Genomic DNA, 17542 nt, shown 5'->3' with positions numbered 1-17542 from the left:
CCTCCGGATGTTTTTAAGGTGCACCCCTTATTACGCTGTGGTGCGGGAGTAGTTTTGTCCGACTGATCGGACTACCCACCGACGTGGGGCGGGTAGTTCGAGGTCCCAGCAGATGATCGCGTCGATTTCGCCGCGTTCAAAGGATGCCACCATGGCGTCGTAGTCGGGGCGAGCCACATTCTTCTTTGACGCGGAAATGGACTGATCGACGTAGTTATGTCCTATGTCCAACGTCCAAGCCACGCTGCTTTGCAATGGCTTCACAGTCCTGACGCTGCCGGTCGATGGTGAGGCCATCCACGTCAGCGTCTCGCGAGATACGAAGGTAAATAGGAGCGCGTGTTGCCAAACGCTTTTAATAAGGCCCTTAGCTAACATTGAACTTAAAACCCGACCACTTCGACATCAGTCGCCAAGAAGTCTTCCGGTGGTGCATGCGCTACAACACCCGCAGACGGCACTCCTGGTGCAACTTTCTAGCCCCCAATGACTTCGAAGCACTCACATCAGCTACGCTGGCCCAAGCAGCATAGCTAACCCCCGACGTGTCTACTTTCCGGGGGTCAGGCCCGTGCTCGACAACCCCAGCGGACTCAACGCCCACGCCAGCGTCGCGGACCATGCGGCCGGGTACCGGAAGGTGGCCAAGGCCGCGGGCATCGCGATTTAATCCCGCGCAGAGCCGGAGACTGTGACCTGGCGATCATTGATGCGCAAGGTGCTGTCAGCGGCAGCAATAACTGCGGCATCGTGCGTGGCGGCCAGAACGAGTGCGCCCCCGTCCGCAGCTCGCCGCAGGAGCGCGATAACTTGGTCGCGGTTAGTGGGGTCGAGGGAGGCGGTCGGCTCGTCAGCGAACACATAAGCCGCGCCGCGGAGCAGGGCTCGGGCGATCGCCAGCCGCTGCTGCTCGCCTCCGCTGAGAATAGCTGCCGGCCCGTCGAAGGGGACATCAAGACCGACTTCGCCGAGGGAGTGCAGCAATTCTTCTTTGGAGTATTGCTTCCTGGATAGTCCGAGGGTGAGGTTATCTTCGCAGCTTAGTTCGGGAATGATTCCGTGGTCTTGGTGGATTATCGCTGCGCGTTCTCGCCAGAATCTCCGCCTCCGCTTCATCCTCCACGCGGAGGCATTCTCACCGTCTATCCGGAGGAGGCCGTCCGCCGGCGGCAGGAGCCCGGCCAAGGTGTTGAGCAGCAAAGTCTTTCCGGAACCGCTGGCTCCACAGATGGCGACAAAGCCTGGCCCGGGTAGGGAAAACGTTGCATTTTCCACGAGGGACTTCTTCACCATCCGCGTGCTGCGCCCCACAGAAAAAGTCGACTCCGCGGCGAGACAGAGATGAGAGGTGGAAATCTCCGGCGGCAGAGTGGGGGACTGATTGGGGCTAGCCAATGACATTGTGACTCCTAGGGGAGGCGGACATGTGCTGAGAAATACTGAGACGGGCAAAACCGAGGTAGACGATTAAGACAAGGCAGCTTAGCGCGGTGAAGGTGTAGAGGAACGGGTTGGGAAGCAGTAGCGGAGCCAGGACGGACAATATGACGACAACTGTCAGGCTGACCAGTTGGCTTTTGAATAGTCGCCACATCGTTTTGTCCGGTGATTGCCCAGCGCTGTGGAGGAGTACCAGGAGGCGACGGTGAACTCGGAGCTGGATGCGCGCCTGGACTATCAAGGCCGCAAGCGTGGCGAGCAAAGCTCCGAGGACGCTCAGGATATTCAGCCAGAACAGCGCCGTGCTGGCTACTAGTTCGGCCAGACCGCGATCGGCCGCGCGTACCGGGTACACGTAGCCTTCGAGGCCGGCAGCGGTAAGTTCTGGACCCAGTTCCGAGAAATCCGCGAAGAGCAAATTTTCACTCGAAGCTGTGGAGCTTAGGAAGTCTGCGTCGAAGCCGGATAGATCGTCCGTTTCAAGCACGTAAAAACAATCGCCGGGAACCAGTTCCCCCGACATTGTTCCACTAATGAATCCGACCGCATGATCGGCACTGACCGGACCAATTTGCGCAGACTTAAGGAGCAGGTCGCCGGATTCCTGAGCCCACAGATCCACGGAAGCTGCGAAATGCTCTTGGGCTGCGGAATAGTCGACCGAGTGGTTGTCGTCTCCGGGACGGAACTGATAATCCTGCAGATCGTGCCATTGGCGGTTAGCAAGTGCCACGGGGCAGGAGTCCGGCACACCGGTACCTTCTTTCGGCAAAGTATGGCTGAGGACAGCCCCGTGCTCCCGTTCCCAGCTGAGCGCGAAGTCGCGGAAGTTCTGCTGCACACTGGGCGGCAAGAGCTCGCCTCCTTCCGCGCGGCCAGCAGGGCCGTCGAAGTTGGCTGAAAAATGCAAGGCTCCAAACTCCGCGAGAGATTTCCAGGTCTGCTGGGCCTCGGATTCCTGCTGGTAGGAGCGGAGCGCAGCCGCTGAGCTAAGACCCGCTGCTACAAAGGTCACGCAGGTAAAGACCGAAATTACTTTCAGCGCTTTTCCCGCCGCCTTCTCTGCGGGGGCACGCTGCCCCAGCAGCGCTACTGCGCGGCGCAACAATGGGGCGGTGACGGCTACGGCCAAACCGGTGGTGGCCAGGGCCAAGCCTATCCCGGCGGCGTAGAACCTGAGGAACAGGAAAGCAAAAGAATAGCTTCCTTGGCGGGCGAGGAATGTACTCGCAAGGCCAATGAGAACTAGGTGTGGGAGGATGACAAAGGCCCATTGCCGCCAATTGCCTTTTTGACTGCGGTGCCCGCCATTTATTGTGCGCAGCGCTGCCAATCTAAGACCGGAAACCCGAAGAACAAATACCAGGGCAAAAAGGGAAACGACAAATAGAAACAGGATCGCCACCAACGCGGGCAGGCGGAATACGACCGATTGGATGAGGTGAAGGAACTGCGTCTTTTCGCTTAGCCTGAGCCCGTCATTCCTGGCCGATTCGTAGAAGTGGTTCGCATTGCCACCCGTTGCTTTGGGAACCAAGACGTAGTCACCGTGGTAATCCAGCGACCCAAGCTCACTGGACGCTTGGCTCAAGGCATCCGGCCGGTTGAGCCGGGGAATGCGTTCCGGTGCTGGATAATTTTGCTCCAGCGGGATGAAAACCTCGTGGGAAGTCCCGCTTGCGTCATCGGTGCCAGTCAGCCGGTAGATGGAGTAGCCGTTCTGCTCGGCCAATGAAACCAGTGAGTTACGGATTACCGTCGGTGCGTAGTCTGACTCAAGTTCCTCCGCGAGTGAAGTCTTAGGCTCGACGTAGTCAAGACTAAAGGTTGATTCGACCCCTAAGGACAAGGGCTTGGTGGAGTCAACCAGGGCTGTCAGCAGCCACCCAGTAGTCGCGATGACTGCAGCAAGAAGTAGGCTCAAAAGCCCAAGTACTAGGGGTCGAATGCGCATGAGTTCTAGCAGAAGTTGTAGTAGTAGCTGTCCTTAGTGCCCGGCAAATTCGTTGCCGAAAGCTCGGCGATCGACTTCTGGCCGCCGCGGGTGTTGATGCTTCGTTGCGTTCTGCCGTTGACGGTCACAGTCGAAGTATGGCACCGATTCGTCGGGACGGTCCACGTCCTTCTTTGATGCAGAGATCGATTGATCGACGTAGGTATGCACGACGTCCCAGCCGCGTTGCTCGGCGAGGGCTTCGCAGTCCTGACGCTGCCGGTCGATGGCGAGGCCGTCCATGGCAGCATCTAACGAGATACGGAGGTAAATAGCAGCGCGTGTAGTCATACGCTATTCATAGCGTATTTAGGTTACATTGAAACGAAACTCGACCACGTCGCCGTCGACCATGACGTAGTCCTTGCCTTCCTGGCGGACCTTGCCGGCGGCGCGGGCCTCGGCCATGGAGCCGAGCGCGTCCAGGTCTTCGAAGCCGACGATCTCGGCCTTGATGAAACCCTTTTCAAAGTCGGAGTGGATCACGCCTGCGGCCTTCGGGGCGGTGTCCCCCTTGTGGATGGTCCAGGCGCGAGCCTCCTTCGGGCCTGCGGTGAGGTAGGTCTGCAGGCCGAGGGTGTCAAAGCCGGCCTTGGCCAGGGTCTTCAAACCTGGTTCGTTTTGGCCGACGGCGGCGAGGAGCTCGGCTGCGTCTTCGTCGTCAAGTTCGAGCAGCTCGGTTTCGGTCTGGGCGTCGAGGAACACAGCCTCGGCCGGGGCGACGAGTTCGCGCAGTTCCTGTTTCTTCGCCTCGTCGGTCAGCACGGCTTCGTCGGAGTTGAAGACGTAGAGGAACGGCTTGGCGGTCATCAGGTGCAGGTGGTGCAGCAGTGCCAGGTCGATATCGCCGGTCTTGGAGGCGGCGAAGAGGGTGCGGCCGTCTTCGAGAATGGCCTGGGCCTTCTTAGCCTCCTCGGCCTGGTCGGCGACGTCCTTGTCCTTGCGGCCTTCCTTCTCCAGGCGTGGCAGGGCCTTTTCGATGGTCTGCAGGTCCGCGAGGATCAGCTCGGTGTTAATCACGTCGATGTCCGAGGACGGGTTGACCTGGCCGTCGACGTGGATGACGTTGTCGTCGGAAAACGCACGCACCACCTGGCAGATCGCGTCCGCCTCACGGATGTTGGCCAAGAAGGCGTTACCCATGCCCTCGCCCTCGGACGCGCCCTTGACGATGCCGGCGATGTCCACGAAGGACACGGTTGCTGGCAGCACGCGCTCCGAGTCGAAGATCTCCGCCAGCCGATCCAGGCGCGGATCCGGCAGCTCCACCAGGCCGATGTTCGGCTCGATGGTGGCGAACGGGTAGTTAGCGGCAAGCACCTCGTTGCGCGTCAGCGCATTAAACAAGGTGGATTTACCGACGTTGGGCAGACCGACAATTCCAAGAGTAAGGCTCACGGCGCTCCATCCTATCCCACGTTGTGGCGCTGGTTGTGAGGGGTTCGTCGCAAAGCAATGTGCAGTGGGGCACAATAGTTCGCGTGACCGCTCCGAATCAGACTGCAGACAAGCGCGACGACCGCGTCGATCGCATCGTGGTGTTTAACGCCTGGGTTTCCTCCGGGGCGAAGTTTACGCTGCGCCTGCTGGTCATCGCGCTGTTTTTCTTCGCAATCGGCAAGCTCATCGGCGCCTTTTGGGTCGGCGTGTTGCCTGCGGTGCTCGCGCTGATTGTGTGCACGGTGCTTGCCCCGGTTGCGAGCTGGCTGCGCAACCATAAGTTCACCGACGGCATCGCGGCCATGGTGACCATGTTGCTGTTCTTCGGCGTGCTGGCAGCCCTCGGCATGATCGTCGCCCCCGATATTGTGGGCCAATCGCGGCTGCTGTACATCCAGGCGCTCGAGGGTGTGCAGCGCCTGCAGTTGTGGGCGCAGGGTCCACCGCTGAACGTGAATCCGGAGAACCTGAACGAGGGTGTCGACGAAATCACGCGGTGGGTCCAGAACCAGGCCGGCGCCATCGCCGGTGGCGTGTTCTCCGGCATCAACACCGCGGCAGGCCTGTCGGTGACGCTGATGGTGCTGTTCGTGCTGACCTTCTTCTTCCTGAAGGACGGCCACCGCTTCCTGCCGTGGCTGCGCGGCGCGACGGGCGGACGCACGGGACTCCACTTCACGGAACTGTTGACCCGCGCTTGGAACACCCTGTCGGGCTTCATCAGGGCGCAGGCGGTGTGTTCCCTCATCGATGCGCTGGTGATCGGCATTGGCATTGCCATCGTCGGCGTTCCCATGGCGTTCACGCTTGCGATTATTACGTTCGTTGCGGGCTTCATCCCGATCGTCGGCGCCGTGGTCGCAGGCGCTTTGGCGGTCCTGATCGCACTGGTCACGCTCGGGTTCACCAAGGCCCTGATCGTGCTTGGCATCGTCCTCGCGACCCAGCAGCTTGAGGGCAACGTGCTCTCTCCCCTACTGCAGTCCAAGGCGATGAACTTGCACCCGGTGATCGTGCTGATCTCCGTGACCGTCGGCGGTGGCCTCTTCGGCCTCATGGGCGGTTTCCTCGCGGTGCCGACAGCTGCGATGATCGCTGTGGTGTACCGCTACGTGTTGGACATCCTGCGCATCAACGCCGGCGAGGTCCGTGCCGAGGACCTCACTTTTGCCACCGAAGAAGGCAAGCTCATCGCCGAAATCGACGAGGCAGAGTCGGTGCACAAGCGCGAGGCGTGGCGCGGCGAGCGCGACTGGGTCAACGCTCCGCAGACCCCCGAAGAGGACGTGCAAGAAGGTGATGAGGACAAGGAGTCGCCCCACTTCGCGTCGAACAGCTTGAAGAAGTTGCGCGAGGTAGGCAATCGCACCATCTTGCGACGCCGGGATTTCGAACATAAAAGCGAACCCGACGAGTAGTGTGTCGTGCCGGGGTGGTTAGATCTCCGGCATGCAAACCTCCACGGTCTTTCTCATCCTTGCAACGGGTCTCCTCGCCGGGTTTATCGTCGGGGTGTTCACCGGCGTGGCGTGGTTTCGTCGTTCTGCCCCACAGCCAGCTCCGCCGCAGGATCTACGCCCCGTCGCTCGCGCGTTGAAGGACATGCGTGAGCAGCTTGATGCGATGGATAAGCAGCAGGCGGTGGCGTCGTCGGCAATCGCAGGGCAGGTGCAGGCGATCGGGCGCACCTCCGCGCGCCTCGGTGACCGCACCGATCAACTCATCACTGCGCTGCGCTCCCCGCAGACGCGCGGGCGTTGGGGCGAGATGCAGCTGGAGCGCGTCGTGGAGCTCGGAGGCATGCTCGAACATGTCGACTTTGATACGCAGGCGCACATGCGTATCGACGACACCCGGGTCCGCCCCGACATGATCATCCGCCTCACCCAGGGCCGAAACATCGTGGTGGACGCGAAAGTTCCGTTCGGCTCTTACCTCGACGCGCTGAACACAGACGATCCTGAGGAACACGAGGCCCACCTGCGCCGCCATGCGCATTTGCTGCGTTCGCATGTGGATACGTTGTCAAACAAGACCTACATCAACGCGTTTCAGCCGACCCCGGAGTTCGTCGTGTTGTTTGTGCCAGCTGACCCGTTTTTGGATGCCGCGCTCGGGCTCGATCCGGAACTGCTTGACTATGCGTTTTCGCGCGACGTGGTCATCGCCACCCCGACCACACTGTTTGCGCTGCTACGCACAGTGGCGCTGGGGTGGCGGCAGGAAGCTATCAACGCGTCCGCGAAGGAGGTGCAGCGCCTCGGTGCGGAACTGCATCAGCGTTTATCGACGATGGCCCGCCACTACAACAAAGTCGGCGCCTCATTGGAGAAGGCAGTTGAGGCATACAACGCCACGTTGGCGTCGATGGATTCCCGCGTAATGGTGACGGCCCGCAAGCTTGAGGAGGCCAACGTTCCCGTACGGCGGGAGCAGGCGCCCGAGCTGAATCCGGTTTCAACGCGTGCCCGGCACATGGCGGAGGACAATGACAGGTAAGCTGCGTCAGCGTGTCACATCTTTCGAGCCGGAGCCATTCCCCTACGTCCGCCACCTTTGTTGGGTTGCCGACGGGGTCTGGCCTCGGCATCGTGTTCGCCGCCCTGTTCACCGGCGTGCTGCTGTCGCTGTCCGCAGGTGTAATTTCGTGGCCGTTTCTTGCGCTGTATGCCCTCGCGGTCATCGTGGTGACCACGTTGGTGAACCCGAAGGGGCTTTCCCTGACGGTGACGAGCGCACCATTAATGTTTGTCGCCGCGCTGGTGGCCACGGGTTACTTCATGTCGCGCGAGAGCCTGTCGGCTGGCGGCGCGAGCGCTAAGACTGCACTGCTCGGTATCGCGTACCCGGTGGCGGAGTACTTCCCGGTGCTGTTTTTCACCACCGCGGGCTCGCTGCTTATCGCTGCGGTGCGGCTGCGACTGATCCGTCGGCAAAACGATGCGATTCGCCGACGCGAAACCGCCCAGCGGACCTCGCAGAACCGCAGCAACCGTCGCACAAATTCTCAAGGGCGGAGGGCTCGCGAGCAGGCTCGGTCGGTTCCTGTGCAGGAGTTGTTGGAGCGGGCGAAGTCGGAGGGGGCGCGTCGTCGCAAGGCAAATGCGAGTGGCTCGCGTAGATCCGGAGAAACCGGTGGTTCTTCACGTGCGGTTCACCGCCTCGGCGAGGACTTGTACAAAGGCTAAAGGCCTTGTCCCGATGTCAACGGGGCAAGGCCTTTGGTCGTTCTCGGCGGGGTTTATGCCTCGAGCGGTGCCTCGCGGCGCGGCAGGCGCAGTTCGCGCGGCAGGGAGAACGTGATGGTCTCCACGGTGGTGGTGACCTCTTCCACGTCGCCGTAGCCCTTCTCCCCCAGGTAGTCGAGCAGTTCGCGGACGAGGATGTCCGGCACCGACGCGCCGGAGGTCACGCCGACGGTGTTGACACCGTCGAACCAGGCATCGTCGACCTGGTGGGCGTAATCGACCAGGTAAGCATTCTGCGCACCGGCCTCGAGGGCAACCTCGACGAGGCGTTTCGAGTTGGACGAGTTCTGGGAGCCAACCACGATGACCAGGTCACTTTGGGGCGCGATCTTCTTCACGGCAGCCTGGCGGTTCTGGGTGGCGTAGCAGATGTCGTCGCTTGGCGGGTTCTCCAGATTCGGGTAGCGCTCGTGCAGTTTGTTGACGATCTCCATGGTCTCGTCGACAGACAGCGTCGTCTGGGACAGCCACACCAGCTTCTGCCCCTCCGGGAAGTCCGGCAGGCGGTCGACGCCGTCGACGCCGTCGACGAGGTGGGTGATGTCCGGAGCCTCACCTGCGGTGCCTTCGACCTCTTCGTGGCCTTCGTGGCCGACGAGCAGGATGTGGTAGCCGTCGCGGGCGAAGCGCTTCGCCTCGTTGTGCACCTTGGTCACCAGCGGGCAGGATGCGTCGAGGGTGTGCAGGCTGCGTTCCTGAGCGGATTCGCGTACTGCCGGCGATACACCGTGGGCGGAGAATACGAGGTGGGATCCTTCAGGGACCTCGTCGGTTTCGTCGACGAAGATCACGCCGCGGTCTTGCAGCGTCTCCACGACGTATTTGTTGTGCACGATCTCTTTGCGCACGTAGACGGGGGCGCCGTACTTCTCTAGCGCCTTTTCTACGGTCTCCACGGCGCGGTCCACGCCGGCACAGTATCCGCGTGGGGACGCGAGTAGCACTTTCTTACCCTGATCAGTCATGGAACCAACCCTAACGAATCTACGTCAAAAACAGTAGGCGGGTAATTCGTGCCCGCCGGGTACTGTTTACCTGGCAGAAATACTGGGGAGAAAGGAGCATCGCGTGGCAGAAACACAAGGTGTGCAAGGTGCGCAGAGTGCACCGCCGAAAAGCACGCCGGAAACGCCGTGGTCTGTGGCCAAGCTCAATAACTCCGTGAAGAGCTGGATCGACCGGCTGGGTTGGCTGTGGATTGAAGGCCAGCTCACGCAGATTAATACGAAGCCGTCGTGGCGGTTGTCGTATATGACGTTGCGGGATACGCAGGAGCAGGTGTCGGTGCAGTTGACGGCGGAGACGTCGCTGCTCACCGGCATGGCTGTGCCGTTGAAGGACGGCGACCGCGTGGTGGCGTATGGCAAGCCGACCTTTTATCAAGGCCGTGGCTCGTTTTCGATGAAGGTGGCGGAGATCCGCCACGTTGGCGCAGGCGAGCTGTTGGCGCGCATTGAGGCGTTGCGTAAGCAGTTGGCGGCCGAGGGCCTGTTTGATCCGGCGCGGAAGCGTCCGCTGCCCTACTTGCCGAAGAAGGTGGGCCTGATTACGGGGCGAGGTTCAGCTGCGGAGCGTGACGTGGTCACGGTGGCGCAGGGGCGTTGGCCGCAGGTGAACTTTGAGATCATCAACACGCCAGTGCAGGGGCCGACGACCGTGCCTGCGGTGATCGAGGCACTGCAGGTGCTGGATCGCGATCCGGACGTGGAGGTGATCATCATCGCCCGCGGCGGCGGTTCGGTTGAGGACTTGTTGCCGTTTTCGGAGGAGGCCCTGCAACGCGCGGTGGCGGCCGCTGGCACACCTGTCATTTCGGCGATTGGCCACGAGCCGGATAACCCGGTGCTGGACAATGTGGCGGATGTTCGCGCCGCCACCCCGACCGATGCTGCGAAGCGTGCCGTGCCGGATGTTGTGCAGGAGCGTGCGCTTATCGACGAAGCACGTGCCCGCATGTCCGCCGCCCTGCGCGGATGGGTGCAGCGGGAACGAAACGGCCTCGCGTCGATTCGCACCCGTCCTGCCCTAGCGGATCCGATGATGGCGATCACGCGCCGCCGCGAGGAAGTGGAGCGCGCCCAGGCGTTGATCCGCCGCGACATTTCCCATGTGCTGCAGCGTGAGAACCAGCAGGTCTCGGCGTTGCGCGCCCAGGTGTCGGCGCTCGGCCCCTCTGCAACCTTGGCCCGTGGTTACGCCGTGGTGCAGGTGGTTCCGCGCGACCACTCTGGCCCTGAGGTTGTGACCTCTATTGATCAGGCTCAGCCCGGCGCGCAGCTGCGTATCCGTGTCGGCGATGGCTCGATTACCGCCGCTTCGATGTCCACCACTCCCGCTGATTAATGCAACCAGCTGAAGTCAACTAAGAACGTTTAAGGAACACTCATGACAGACAACACGTTTGGATCCGGCCAGGCGAACGACAATGCTTTCCCGGACCCGGAGACGCTGACCTACGAGCAGGCTCGCGATGAGCTTGTGGAGACGGTGAAGATTTTGGAGCTCGGCCAGATGAGTTTGGACGAGTCGTTGAAGTATTGGGAGCGCGGTGAGGCGCTGGCGAAGCGGTGCGAGGTGCTTCTCGACGGCGCTTCGAAGCGCGTCGAAGAAGCCATCAGCACCCGTCAGGTCAGCGGGCAGGCTCCTGAGCAGTAAGTACTAGAAGCTACTGGGGTGTGATCGGAGTAGCCTTCAGCGCTGCGCTGATGAGCTCTTCGAACTCGTCCGTGCTGCCTGCGCCGGTGACGACGAAGCGTGCGTCGCCGGCGTCCACAATCCACAGGTCGCGGACCTCGCGTTCGTCGCTGGTGTAGACCTCGACGTCGGTGTCGTCGATACGCACTGTGCGATCGAGCATACGGTTGTCGGTGTTGGAGGCTTGGAGCGCCGCATCCTTATCGACGCCAGTCTGGGTGAGTTGCAGGTAGCCACGGTTCGGGGTGACCCACCCGACGACGGGTGCCGAGTTGCCGGCAAGCATGCTGCGGCGCGCCGAGTTGGTGGTCCAGCCTTCTGGCATCTGCGGGTAGCGCACCGGGTAGTTCACCGCACGCGCCTCGAGGTCGAGGAACGCTTCTGCGTCGACCTCCTGCACGGGGCCGGATTCTGGGGCGCCGGGGTTGAAGGAGCACAGCCCGGTCGCGCCGACAGCGACGAGCATGAGCACCACAATGAGCACGGCGTTGATTGCCATGTCTCGGCCGTTTTGGAAGATGCGGGGTTTCTTGTCGTTTGCCACGCGTTTCAGTATGTCATGAGCCACCTGCACCCCAGAACGGGCGGGCTTCTCCCCCGTAAAGGTGGGCGATACCAACACTTCGGCGTGTGGAAGTGCCAGAATAGAGGGGTCGATTTTTGTCCTCTGGAGGAAGGCCCCCGCGATGACTGAACAGTCTGATCTTGTCCCTGACCGCAACCTAGCAATGGAGCTCGTCCGTGTGACGGAGGCAGCAGCGCTCGCCTCCGGTCGTTGGGTGGGTCGCGGACAGAAGAACGAGGGCGACGGCGCCGCCGTGAACGCGATGCGCAAGATGATCAACTCCGTGGAGATGGACGGCGTGATCGTGATCGGCGAAGGCGAGAAGGACGAGGCCCCGATGCTGTTCAACGGCGAGCAGGTTGGCACCGGCCGTGGTGCTGCGGTGGATATCGCCGTTGACCCGGTAGATGGCACCCGTCTGATGGCAGAGGGTCGCCCGAACGCGATTTCTGTCATTGCTGCCGCGGATCGTGGCTCCATGTTTAACCCGCAGGACGCGTTCTACATGAACAAGATCGCGGTTGGCCCTGAGGCGGTCGGCGCGATTGATATCACTGCTTCCGTTGAGGACAACATCAAGTCGGTTGCTAAGGCGAAGGGTGTTCGTCCGGCTGACATCACGGTTGTTGTGTTGGATCGCCCGCGTCACGACAAGCTTGTCGAGGAAATCCGTGCCGCCGGCGCCAAGGTTCGCTTCATCATGGACGGCGACGTTGCCGGCGCAATTGCTGCCGCTCAGGACAACAGCTCCATCGACATCGCTATGGGCATTGGCGGCACCCCGGAAGGTGTTGTCACCGCATGTGCGCTGAAGTGCCTTGGGGGCGACATCCAGGGCATGCTGGCCCCGCAGTCCGACGAGGAGCGCGAGAAGGTACTCGCCGCTGGCCACGACCTGGATCGTGTCCTGGGTATCAACGACCTGGTCACCTCTGATAACTGCTACTTCGCCGCTACCGGCGTGACCAACGGTGACATGCTGCGTGGCGTGACCTACCGCAAGTCTGGCGCCACCACCCGTTCGCTGGTGATGCGTTCGAAGTCCGGCACCGTGCGCTACGTCGAATCCCAGCACCAGCTGGCCAAGCTGCAGGACTACTCGGTGGTCGATTACTCCGAGCCAACCAAGTAGAACCTGACTTTTGCCCCGCGCCTTCTCAGCGAAGAGTGCGGGGCTTTGTCGTTCTAGAACAAGGCTCCAATGACTGCTGCGCTAGCCGCGAAGTTGTTGGCTACATGCACGATGAAACTCGCGGTGATGCTGCCGTGGAACCTTGCGACCAGTGCGAGGCCGATGCCGCAGAAGAATGTGTAGACGATCACGGGTGGCGCGATATGGGCTGCAGCAAAGATGGCGGAGGTGAGCAGCACGCTCGCTGCTGCCGGCATGTGCGTGTCAAAGTAGCCCATGAGCACACGGCGGAACACAATCTCTTCAATCACTGGCCCGAGCAGCAGATAACTGGCAAGCAAGATGAGCACCGGCGCCACACTTCCGGCATCTTTGGCTAAGTCATCTGCGGTTGAGCCTCCGCCTGGTTCCATCCCGATCAGCGAGCCGACGATAGCGCTCGATGCAGCCGCCCCGACGATCACTGCCGGAACTTGCCACAGCACATGCCAGCCTCGACTCCCTAGCCGCGTAAACCCCAGCTCGAGTCCGCGACTTTTCATGTAGCGGATAAGCAGCACCAAGGGCACAACGATGGCAATGAGAACCGCGAGAGGCAGCATGCTGATCGCGACGGTGCGGGACACGTTCGCGTGCACCAACAGCAGACCCTGTCCCGCCAAAAGGGCGTACATAATGGCCATTGCCGCCAACGCCACCAGCGCATCCCTCAATGCGGGGGCCTTTTGTGTCCGGTTTTCAGACATTACAGCTCCTCATTTTTGTTATCTGGGGCATAATCGATCTTTGGAAAGGCACGAGCGCACTTTAGCGTGCGTGGCGTGCATGGGATAGAAGTAAAGGACAATCATGGCTGATCAGGAATACCGCATCGAACATGACACGATGGGCGAGGTCAAGGTGCCCGTCGACGCTCTCTGGCGCGCCCAGACGCAGCGTGCTGTGGAGAACTTCCCAATCTCCGGCCGCGGCCTTGAGGCCCAGCAGATTCGCGCACTTGGTCTGCTGAAGGCTGCGTGTGCTCAGGTGAACAAGGACCTGGGCAAGCTGGACGCTGAGAAGGCGGACGCGATCATCGCTGCTGCGAAGGAGATTGCGGACGGCAAGCACGACGACCAGTTCCCGATCGATGTGTTCCAGACCGGTTCCGGCACCTCGTCGAACATGAACACCAATGAGGTTATCGCGTCCATCGCGAAGGCGAACGGTGTTGAGGTTCACCCGAACGACCATGTGAACATGGGCCAGTCCTCTAACGACACCTTCCCGACCGCTACTCACGTTGCTGCCACCGAGGCTGCCGCAAACGATCTCATCCCGGCGCTGAAGGTGCTCCAGGAGTCTCTGGAGAAGAAGGCGAAGGAGTGGCACGAGGTTGTGAAGTCGGGCCGCACCCACTTGATGGATGCCACCCCGGTCACCTTGGGTCAGGAGTTCTCCGGCTACGCACGCCAGATCGAGCTGGGTGTCGAGCGTGTCGAGGCGACCCTGCACCGTCTGGGCGAGCTGGCCATTGGCGGCACCGCTGTGGGCACCGGCATCAACACTCCGGCTGAGTTCGGCGGCAAGGTTACCGAGGAGCTCAAGAAGCTCACCGGCCTGGATGAGCTCTCTGAGGCAAAGAACCACTTTGAGGCACAGGCGAACCGCGACAGCCTGGTGGAGTTCTCCGGCGCGATGCGTTCCGTGGCGGTTTCCCTGTACAAGATTGCGAACGATATCCGCCTGATGGGCTCGGGCCCGCTGGCTGGTTTCGCTGAGATCCACCTGCCGGATCTGCAGCCGGGTTCCTCGATCATGCCGGGCAAGGTCAACCCGGTGCTATGCGAGACCGCAACTCAGGTTTCCGCACAGGTCATCGGCAATGACGCTGCTGTGGCGTTCGGCGGCACCCAGGGCCAGTTCGAGCTCAACGTGTTCATCCCGATGATGGCGCGCAACGTGCTCGAGTCCTCCCGCCTGCTGGCAAACACCTCCCGTCAATTCGCCACCAGGCTTGTCGATGGCATCGAGCCGAACGTCGAGCACATGCGCGAGCTCGCCGAGTCGTCCCCGTCGATCGTGACCCCGTTGAACTCTGCAATTGGTTACGAGAACGCAGCCAAGATTGCCAAGCACGCGATCAAGGAGGGCATCACCATCCGTCAGGCCACCATCGACCTTGGTTTCGTCGATGGTGAGAAGCTCACCGAGGAGGAGCTGGACAAGCGCCTCGATGTGCTGTCCATGGCCAACACCGACCGAAACTAGGCCGTAGCTCGCACCTAGCTAGAATCTGCCCCCAGCACTTCACTTCAACATGCTGGGGGCTTTTTCATGCCTGATTCTTTCTCCGAGCTTCGCACTGCCGGTGGCCCGAATAAGCCGTGGGTCGTCGGTGGTGTGCTTGCGCTGATCGTCGCCGTGATCGGTGTCGCGCTTGCGGCCGCGTATTGGTACGCCAATCCGAAGCCCGAGCCGACCAACGAGGTCCCCGAAACCGTCACGGTGACGGCGCAACCGCAGTTGCGTGACGACGACACCAGCTCCCCCACAGGCACCTACACCGGAACCCTGAACAGCCTAGAGGACAACGCGAAGGTAAAGGCGTGGCCTGCGGTGGCGACGTTCGGTGGCGGTACTGCGTCGGTGACGTATCCGTTGACCGGCTGCACCGCACTGATCGGTGAGGACGGTGCGTCGGTGCCGTTGACGAAGCCGTGTGGGGATGGTTCGGGGCGGTGGGTCGTCGAAAAGCAAGAGCCCGGGATTGTGAAACTGACGTACTTTGAAGGCGAAAAAGCGCTGGTAGAAGGGGAACTCTCCGCCGGTTTGCCTTAACATGCACCGGGTGTAATATTGCACCCCGTGCAAAATGAGGGAATTCGGGAACAGAAGCGCCGCGAGACGCTAAAGCGCATCCGCAACGAGGCGGCGGCGCTTGTCGACAAGCGTGGCTACGACAACGTCACCGTCGACGACATCTGCCGCGAGGCAGGCATCTCCCGGCGAACCTTCTTCAACTATGTGGAATCTAAGGACGAGGCGATCTTGGGATCGTTTCCGTTCACCCTCGACGAGGACGCGCTGGACGCGATCCGCACGACCCAGAGCGACAACGTGCTGGAGCTTGTCATTCGTTCCATCGTGGTTGAGCCGGGCACGTTTGATGGTCCGGCGGCGAAGTGTCGTCGTCAATTACTGGAGAACAACCCGGGCTTGATGCACGCCGAAGCCGCCCGAAAGCGCGGATTCCTCACCGAAATTGGTCGCGCCCTCCGCGCCCACTTTGAAACCTTCCCGCAGGACCGCAAGCATTCGGGATCGCTGGAGGCGGAAGCACTATTCATCGTCGTGCTATTTCAAGGGGTCGTGACCAGGTACCTCTGGGCACCGCCTGATGAAGGAGACCCAATCGAGCTGCTCATCGAATACGCCAAAGACATCACGAATTACGCAAAGGACATGACATGGTAGACAACCGCGCGGGACGCCACCCGCTTCAAGCCACTCCCCCGAACGTCGGCGTCGTGTTCGCCGCCCTGCTGCTGACCATGCTGATGAGTTCGCTGGGCCAGATGATCTTCGCCACGGCCCTGCCGACCATTGTTGGTGACCTCGGCGGCGTGGACCACATGAGCTGGGTCATCTCCTCGTTCTTGGTCACGATGACCATCGCGATGCCCATCAACGGCAAGCTTGGCGACGTATTGGGCCGCAAGTGGCTCTACATCACCGGCATCGGCCTGTTCGTAATCGGCTCCGCCATCGGCGGCTTTGCTAACACCATGGAGCTGCTCATCATCGGCCGCGCCATCCAAGGCCTCGGCGCGGGCGGCATGATGGTGAACTCGCAGTCCATCATCGCGGAAGTCGTTCCTGCTCGCGAGCGCGGCAAGTACATGGGCGTGATGGGCGCAGTATTTGGTGTGTCCTCGGTGCTCGGTCCGGTCCTCGGCGGCTGGTTTACCGACGGCCCCGGCTGGCGTTGGGCGCTCTGGATGAACATCCCGCTCGGCCTGCTCGCCATGACGGTATGCACCAAGGTGCTGAAGCTGCGCCGCGGATCCGCCAAGGGCATGAACTTTGACTACATCGGTACCACGCTGATGATCGTGGCCACCACGTCGCTGATCCTCACCACCACATGGGGTGGCACGCAGTACGACTGGACCTCCCCGACCATCATCGCCACCAGCGCTATCGCTGTGATCGCTGCCGTGCTGTTCGTGATTGTCGAGCTGCGCGCGACTAACCCGCTGATCCCCATGGGGCTGTTCCGCAACCGCAACATGGTGCTGACCACCCTGGCGGGCACGGTGCTTGGCCTCGGGATGACCAGTGCTCTCGCCTACCTCCCGACGTACTTGCAAATGGTGCACGAACTGACCCCGACCGACGCGGGCCTTATGATGCTGCCGATGGTGCTCGGCATGCTCGGCACCGGCACGGCAGTCGGCTTCATCATCTCTCGCACCGGCCGCTACAAGATGTACCCACTGTCCGGCATGCTCATTACCACCGTGGGACTGTTCCTGTTCTCTCGGCTGAGCGTGGACACGTCGCTGACCGTGCTCGGGATCTACATGTTCATCTTCGGTTTCGGCCTTGGTCTGGTCATGCAGGTTCTTGTGCTCATCGTGCAGAACTCGTTCCCACTCGCCCAAGTGGGCACCGCAACGTCGACGAACAACTTCTTCCGCCAGATCGGCTCCGCTATCGGCGCCTCCCTGTCCGGCTCGTTGTTCATTCACAACATGCGCGAAAAGCTGGAGGAGCGCCTGCCGGAAGCTCTGGCGAAACTCGGCGAAGAAGGTGCTGCGCTAGGCAAGCAATTCGGTGAGGGTGCCGCGAACTCGCTAACCCCGAGCAGCGTGGCGCAACTGCCTCAGCCGGTGAAGGAAGTCGTGCTGTCGAGCTACAACGACGGCCTTACCCCCGTGTTCCTCCTCATGGTGCCGCTGGCCATCATCGCGTTCGTGATACTCCTGCCGGTCAAGGAAGACCCACTCAAGGAAGATTTGAGCTAACCGGGAAACGAAAACGGCCCG

At 61.4% G+C, this 17542-nt stretch carries 18 protein-coding genes and 1 pseudogene; 11 read left to right on the top strand and 8 right to left on the bottom strand.

What is annotated here, in order from left to right; translation table 11 throughout:
- Window positions 1–30: 30 nt before the first annotated feature.
- Window positions 31–264: a recombinase family protein gene (locus HMPREF3120_RS09295; protein ID WP_224784272.1), complete on the bottom strand. Its 234-nt coding sequence runs from the start codon at window positions 262–264 to the stop codon at window positions 31–33.
- A 146-nt stretch (window positions 265–410) separates the two neighbouring features.
- Here HMPREF3120_RS09295 and HMPREF3120_RS12395 point away from each other — a divergent pair.
- A pseudogene (locus HMPREF3120_RS12395) lies at window positions 411–533 on the top strand (IS3 family transposase); the annotation flags it as partial.
- A gap of 133 nt (window positions 534–666) precedes the next feature.
- On the opposite strand, the gene HMPREF3120_RS09290 reads toward HMPREF3120_RS12395, so the two are convergent.
- From HMPREF3120_RS09290 to ychF, 4 genes are all read right to left on the bottom strand, one after another.
- Window positions 667–1401 carry an ATP-binding cassette domain-containing protein gene (locus HMPREF3120_RS09290; RefSeq protein WP_016456434.1) on the bottom strand — a complete coding sequence of 245 codons (735 nt, stop codon included), beginning with the start codon at window positions 1399–1401 and terminating at the stop codon, window positions 667–669.
- The gene (locus HMPREF3120_RS09285) at window positions 1388–3172 is read right to left on the bottom strand and encodes a hypothetical protein (protein WP_228496378.1); all 1785 of its coding nucleotides are present in this window, start codon (window positions 3170–3172) and stop codon (window positions 1388–1390) included. The genes HMPREF3120_RS09290 and HMPREF3120_RS09285 overlap by 14 nt, the downstream gene beginning before the upstream one ends.
- 255 nt (window positions 3173–3427) lie before the next feature.
- Window positions 3428–3724 carry a recombinase family protein gene (locus HMPREF3120_RS12390; protein ID WP_070452603.1) on the bottom strand — a complete coding sequence of 99 codons (297 nt, stop codon included), beginning with the start codon at window positions 3722–3724 and terminating at the stop codon, window positions 3428–3430.
- Window positions 3725–3742: 18 nt separating this feature from the next.
- Window positions 3743–4831 (bottom strand): redox-regulated ATPase YchF, encoded by a 1089-nt coding sequence (ychF, locus tag HMPREF3120_RS09275; protein WP_070452600.1) that lies wholly within the window; start codon window positions 4829–4831, stop codon window positions 3743–3745.
- A gap of 83 nt (window positions 4832–4914) precedes the next feature.
- On the opposite strand from ychF, the gene HMPREF3120_RS09270 reads away from it, so the two are divergent.
- The 3 genes from HMPREF3120_RS09270 to HMPREF3120_RS09260 are packed head-to-tail and all read left to right on the top strand — an operon-like array spanning window position 4915 to window position 8061.
- A complete protein-coding gene (locus HMPREF3120_RS09270) occupies window positions 4915–6291 on the top strand; it encodes an AI-2E family transporter (protein ID WP_246815460.1) in 1377 nt (458 codons plus the stop codon).
- A gap of 31 nt (window positions 6292–6322) precedes the next feature.
- On the top strand, window positions 6323–7372 hold the full coding sequence (locus HMPREF3120_RS09265) for a DNA recombination protein RmuC (RefSeq protein WP_070421673.1): 1050 nt from the start codon (window positions 6323–6325) through the stop codon (window positions 7370–7372).
- Between the two features lie 11 nt (window positions 7373–7383).
- Window positions 7384–8061, top strand: a complete 678-nt coding sequence (locus tag HMPREF3120_RS09260) for a DUF6542 domain-containing protein (protein WP_180949987.1) — start codon at window positions 7384–7386, stop codon at window positions 8059–8061.
- A 53-nt stretch (window positions 8062–8114) separates the two neighbouring features.
- Here the strand turns inward: HMPREF3120_RS09260 and HMPREF3120_RS09255 are convergent, their stop codons facing one another.
- Window positions 8115–9086: a 4-hydroxy-3-methylbut-2-enyl diphosphate reductase gene (locus HMPREF3120_RS09255; RefSeq protein WP_070452591.1), complete on the bottom strand. Its 972-nt coding sequence runs from the start codon at window positions 9084–9086 to the stop codon at window positions 8115–8117.
- 103 nt (window positions 9087–9189) lie between these two features.
- On the opposite strand from HMPREF3120_RS09255, the gene xseA reads away from it, so the two are divergent.
- Window positions 9190–10464, top strand: a complete 1275-nt coding sequence (xseA, locus tag HMPREF3120_RS09250) for an exodeoxyribonuclease VII large subunit (protein ID WP_246815459.1) — start codon at window positions 9190–9192, stop codon at window positions 10462–10464.
- 42 nt (window positions 10465–10506) lie between these two features.
- The gene (locus HMPREF3120_RS09245) at window positions 10507–10776 is read left to right on the top strand and encodes an exodeoxyribonuclease VII small subunit (protein WP_070421676.1); all 270 of its coding nucleotides are present in this window, start codon (window positions 10507–10509) and stop codon (window positions 10774–10776) included.
- Window positions 10777–10786: 10 nt separating this feature from the next.
- On the opposite strand, the gene HMPREF3120_RS09240 is transcribed toward HMPREF3120_RS09245, so the two are convergent.
- Window positions 10787–11359, bottom strand: a complete 573-nt coding sequence (locus HMPREF3120_RS09240; RefSeq protein WP_070452588.1) for a DUF4245 domain-containing protein — start codon at window positions 11357–11359, stop codon at window positions 10787–10789.
- A gap of 142 nt (window positions 11360–11501) precedes the next feature.
- On the opposite strand from HMPREF3120_RS09240, the gene glpX reads away from it, so the two are divergent.
- Window positions 11502–12512, top strand: coding sequence for a class II fructose-bisphosphatase (gene glpX, locus HMPREF3120_RS09235; protein WP_070452585.1), 1011 nt, complete (start codon window positions 11502–11504; stop codon window positions 12510–12512).
- A gap of 53 nt (window positions 12513–12565) precedes the next feature.
- Here glpX and HMPREF3120_RS09230 read toward each other — a convergent pair whose 3' ends face one another.
- Window positions 12566–13258 carry a CPBP family intramembrane glutamic endopeptidase gene (locus HMPREF3120_RS09230; protein WP_070452582.1) on the bottom strand — a complete coding sequence of 231 codons (693 nt, stop codon included), beginning with the start codon at window positions 13256–13258 and terminating at the stop codon, window positions 12566–12568.
- A gap of 103 nt (window positions 13259–13361) precedes the next feature.
- Here HMPREF3120_RS09230 and HMPREF3120_RS09225 point away from each other — a divergent pair, with 103 nt between their 5' ends.
- From HMPREF3120_RS09225 to HMPREF3120_RS09210, 4 genes are all read left to right on the top strand, one after another.
- The gene (locus HMPREF3120_RS09225; protein ID WP_070452579.1) at window positions 13362–14762 is read left to right on the top strand and encodes a class II fumarate hydratase; all 1401 of its coding nucleotides are present in this window, start codon (window positions 13362–13364) and stop codon (window positions 14760–14762) included.
- Window positions 14763–14828: 66 nt separating this feature from the next.
- The gene (locus HMPREF3120_RS09220) at window positions 14829–15332 is read left to right on the top strand and encodes a hypothetical protein (protein WP_070452576.1); all 504 of its coding nucleotides are present in this window, start codon (window positions 14829–14831) and stop codon (window positions 15330–15332) included.
- A gap of 27 nt (window positions 15333–15359) precedes the next feature.
- A complete protein-coding gene (locus tag HMPREF3120_RS09215) occupies window positions 15360–15968 on the top strand; it encodes a TetR/AcrR family transcriptional regulator (protein WP_070452573.1) in 609 nt (202 codons plus the stop codon).
- Window positions 15962–17521, top strand: a complete 1560-nt coding sequence (locus HMPREF3120_RS09210; protein ID WP_070421682.1) for an MDR family MFS transporter — start codon at window positions 15962–15964, stop codon at window positions 17519–17521. The genes HMPREF3120_RS09215 and HMPREF3120_RS09210 overlap by 7 nt, the downstream gene beginning before the upstream one ends.
- Window positions 17522–17542: the final 21 nt, after the last annotated feature.

The organism is Corynebacterium sp. HMSC11D10, from assembly GCF_001806995.1.
In the GTDB taxonomy this organism is placed as follows: Bacteria; Actinomycetota; Actinomycetes; order Mycobacteriales; family Mycobacteriaceae; genus Corynebacterium; species Corynebacterium coyleae.
The sequence above is the reverse complement of the archived record's forward strand: the minus strand, read 5'-3'. Positions and strand labels throughout refer to the sequence as shown.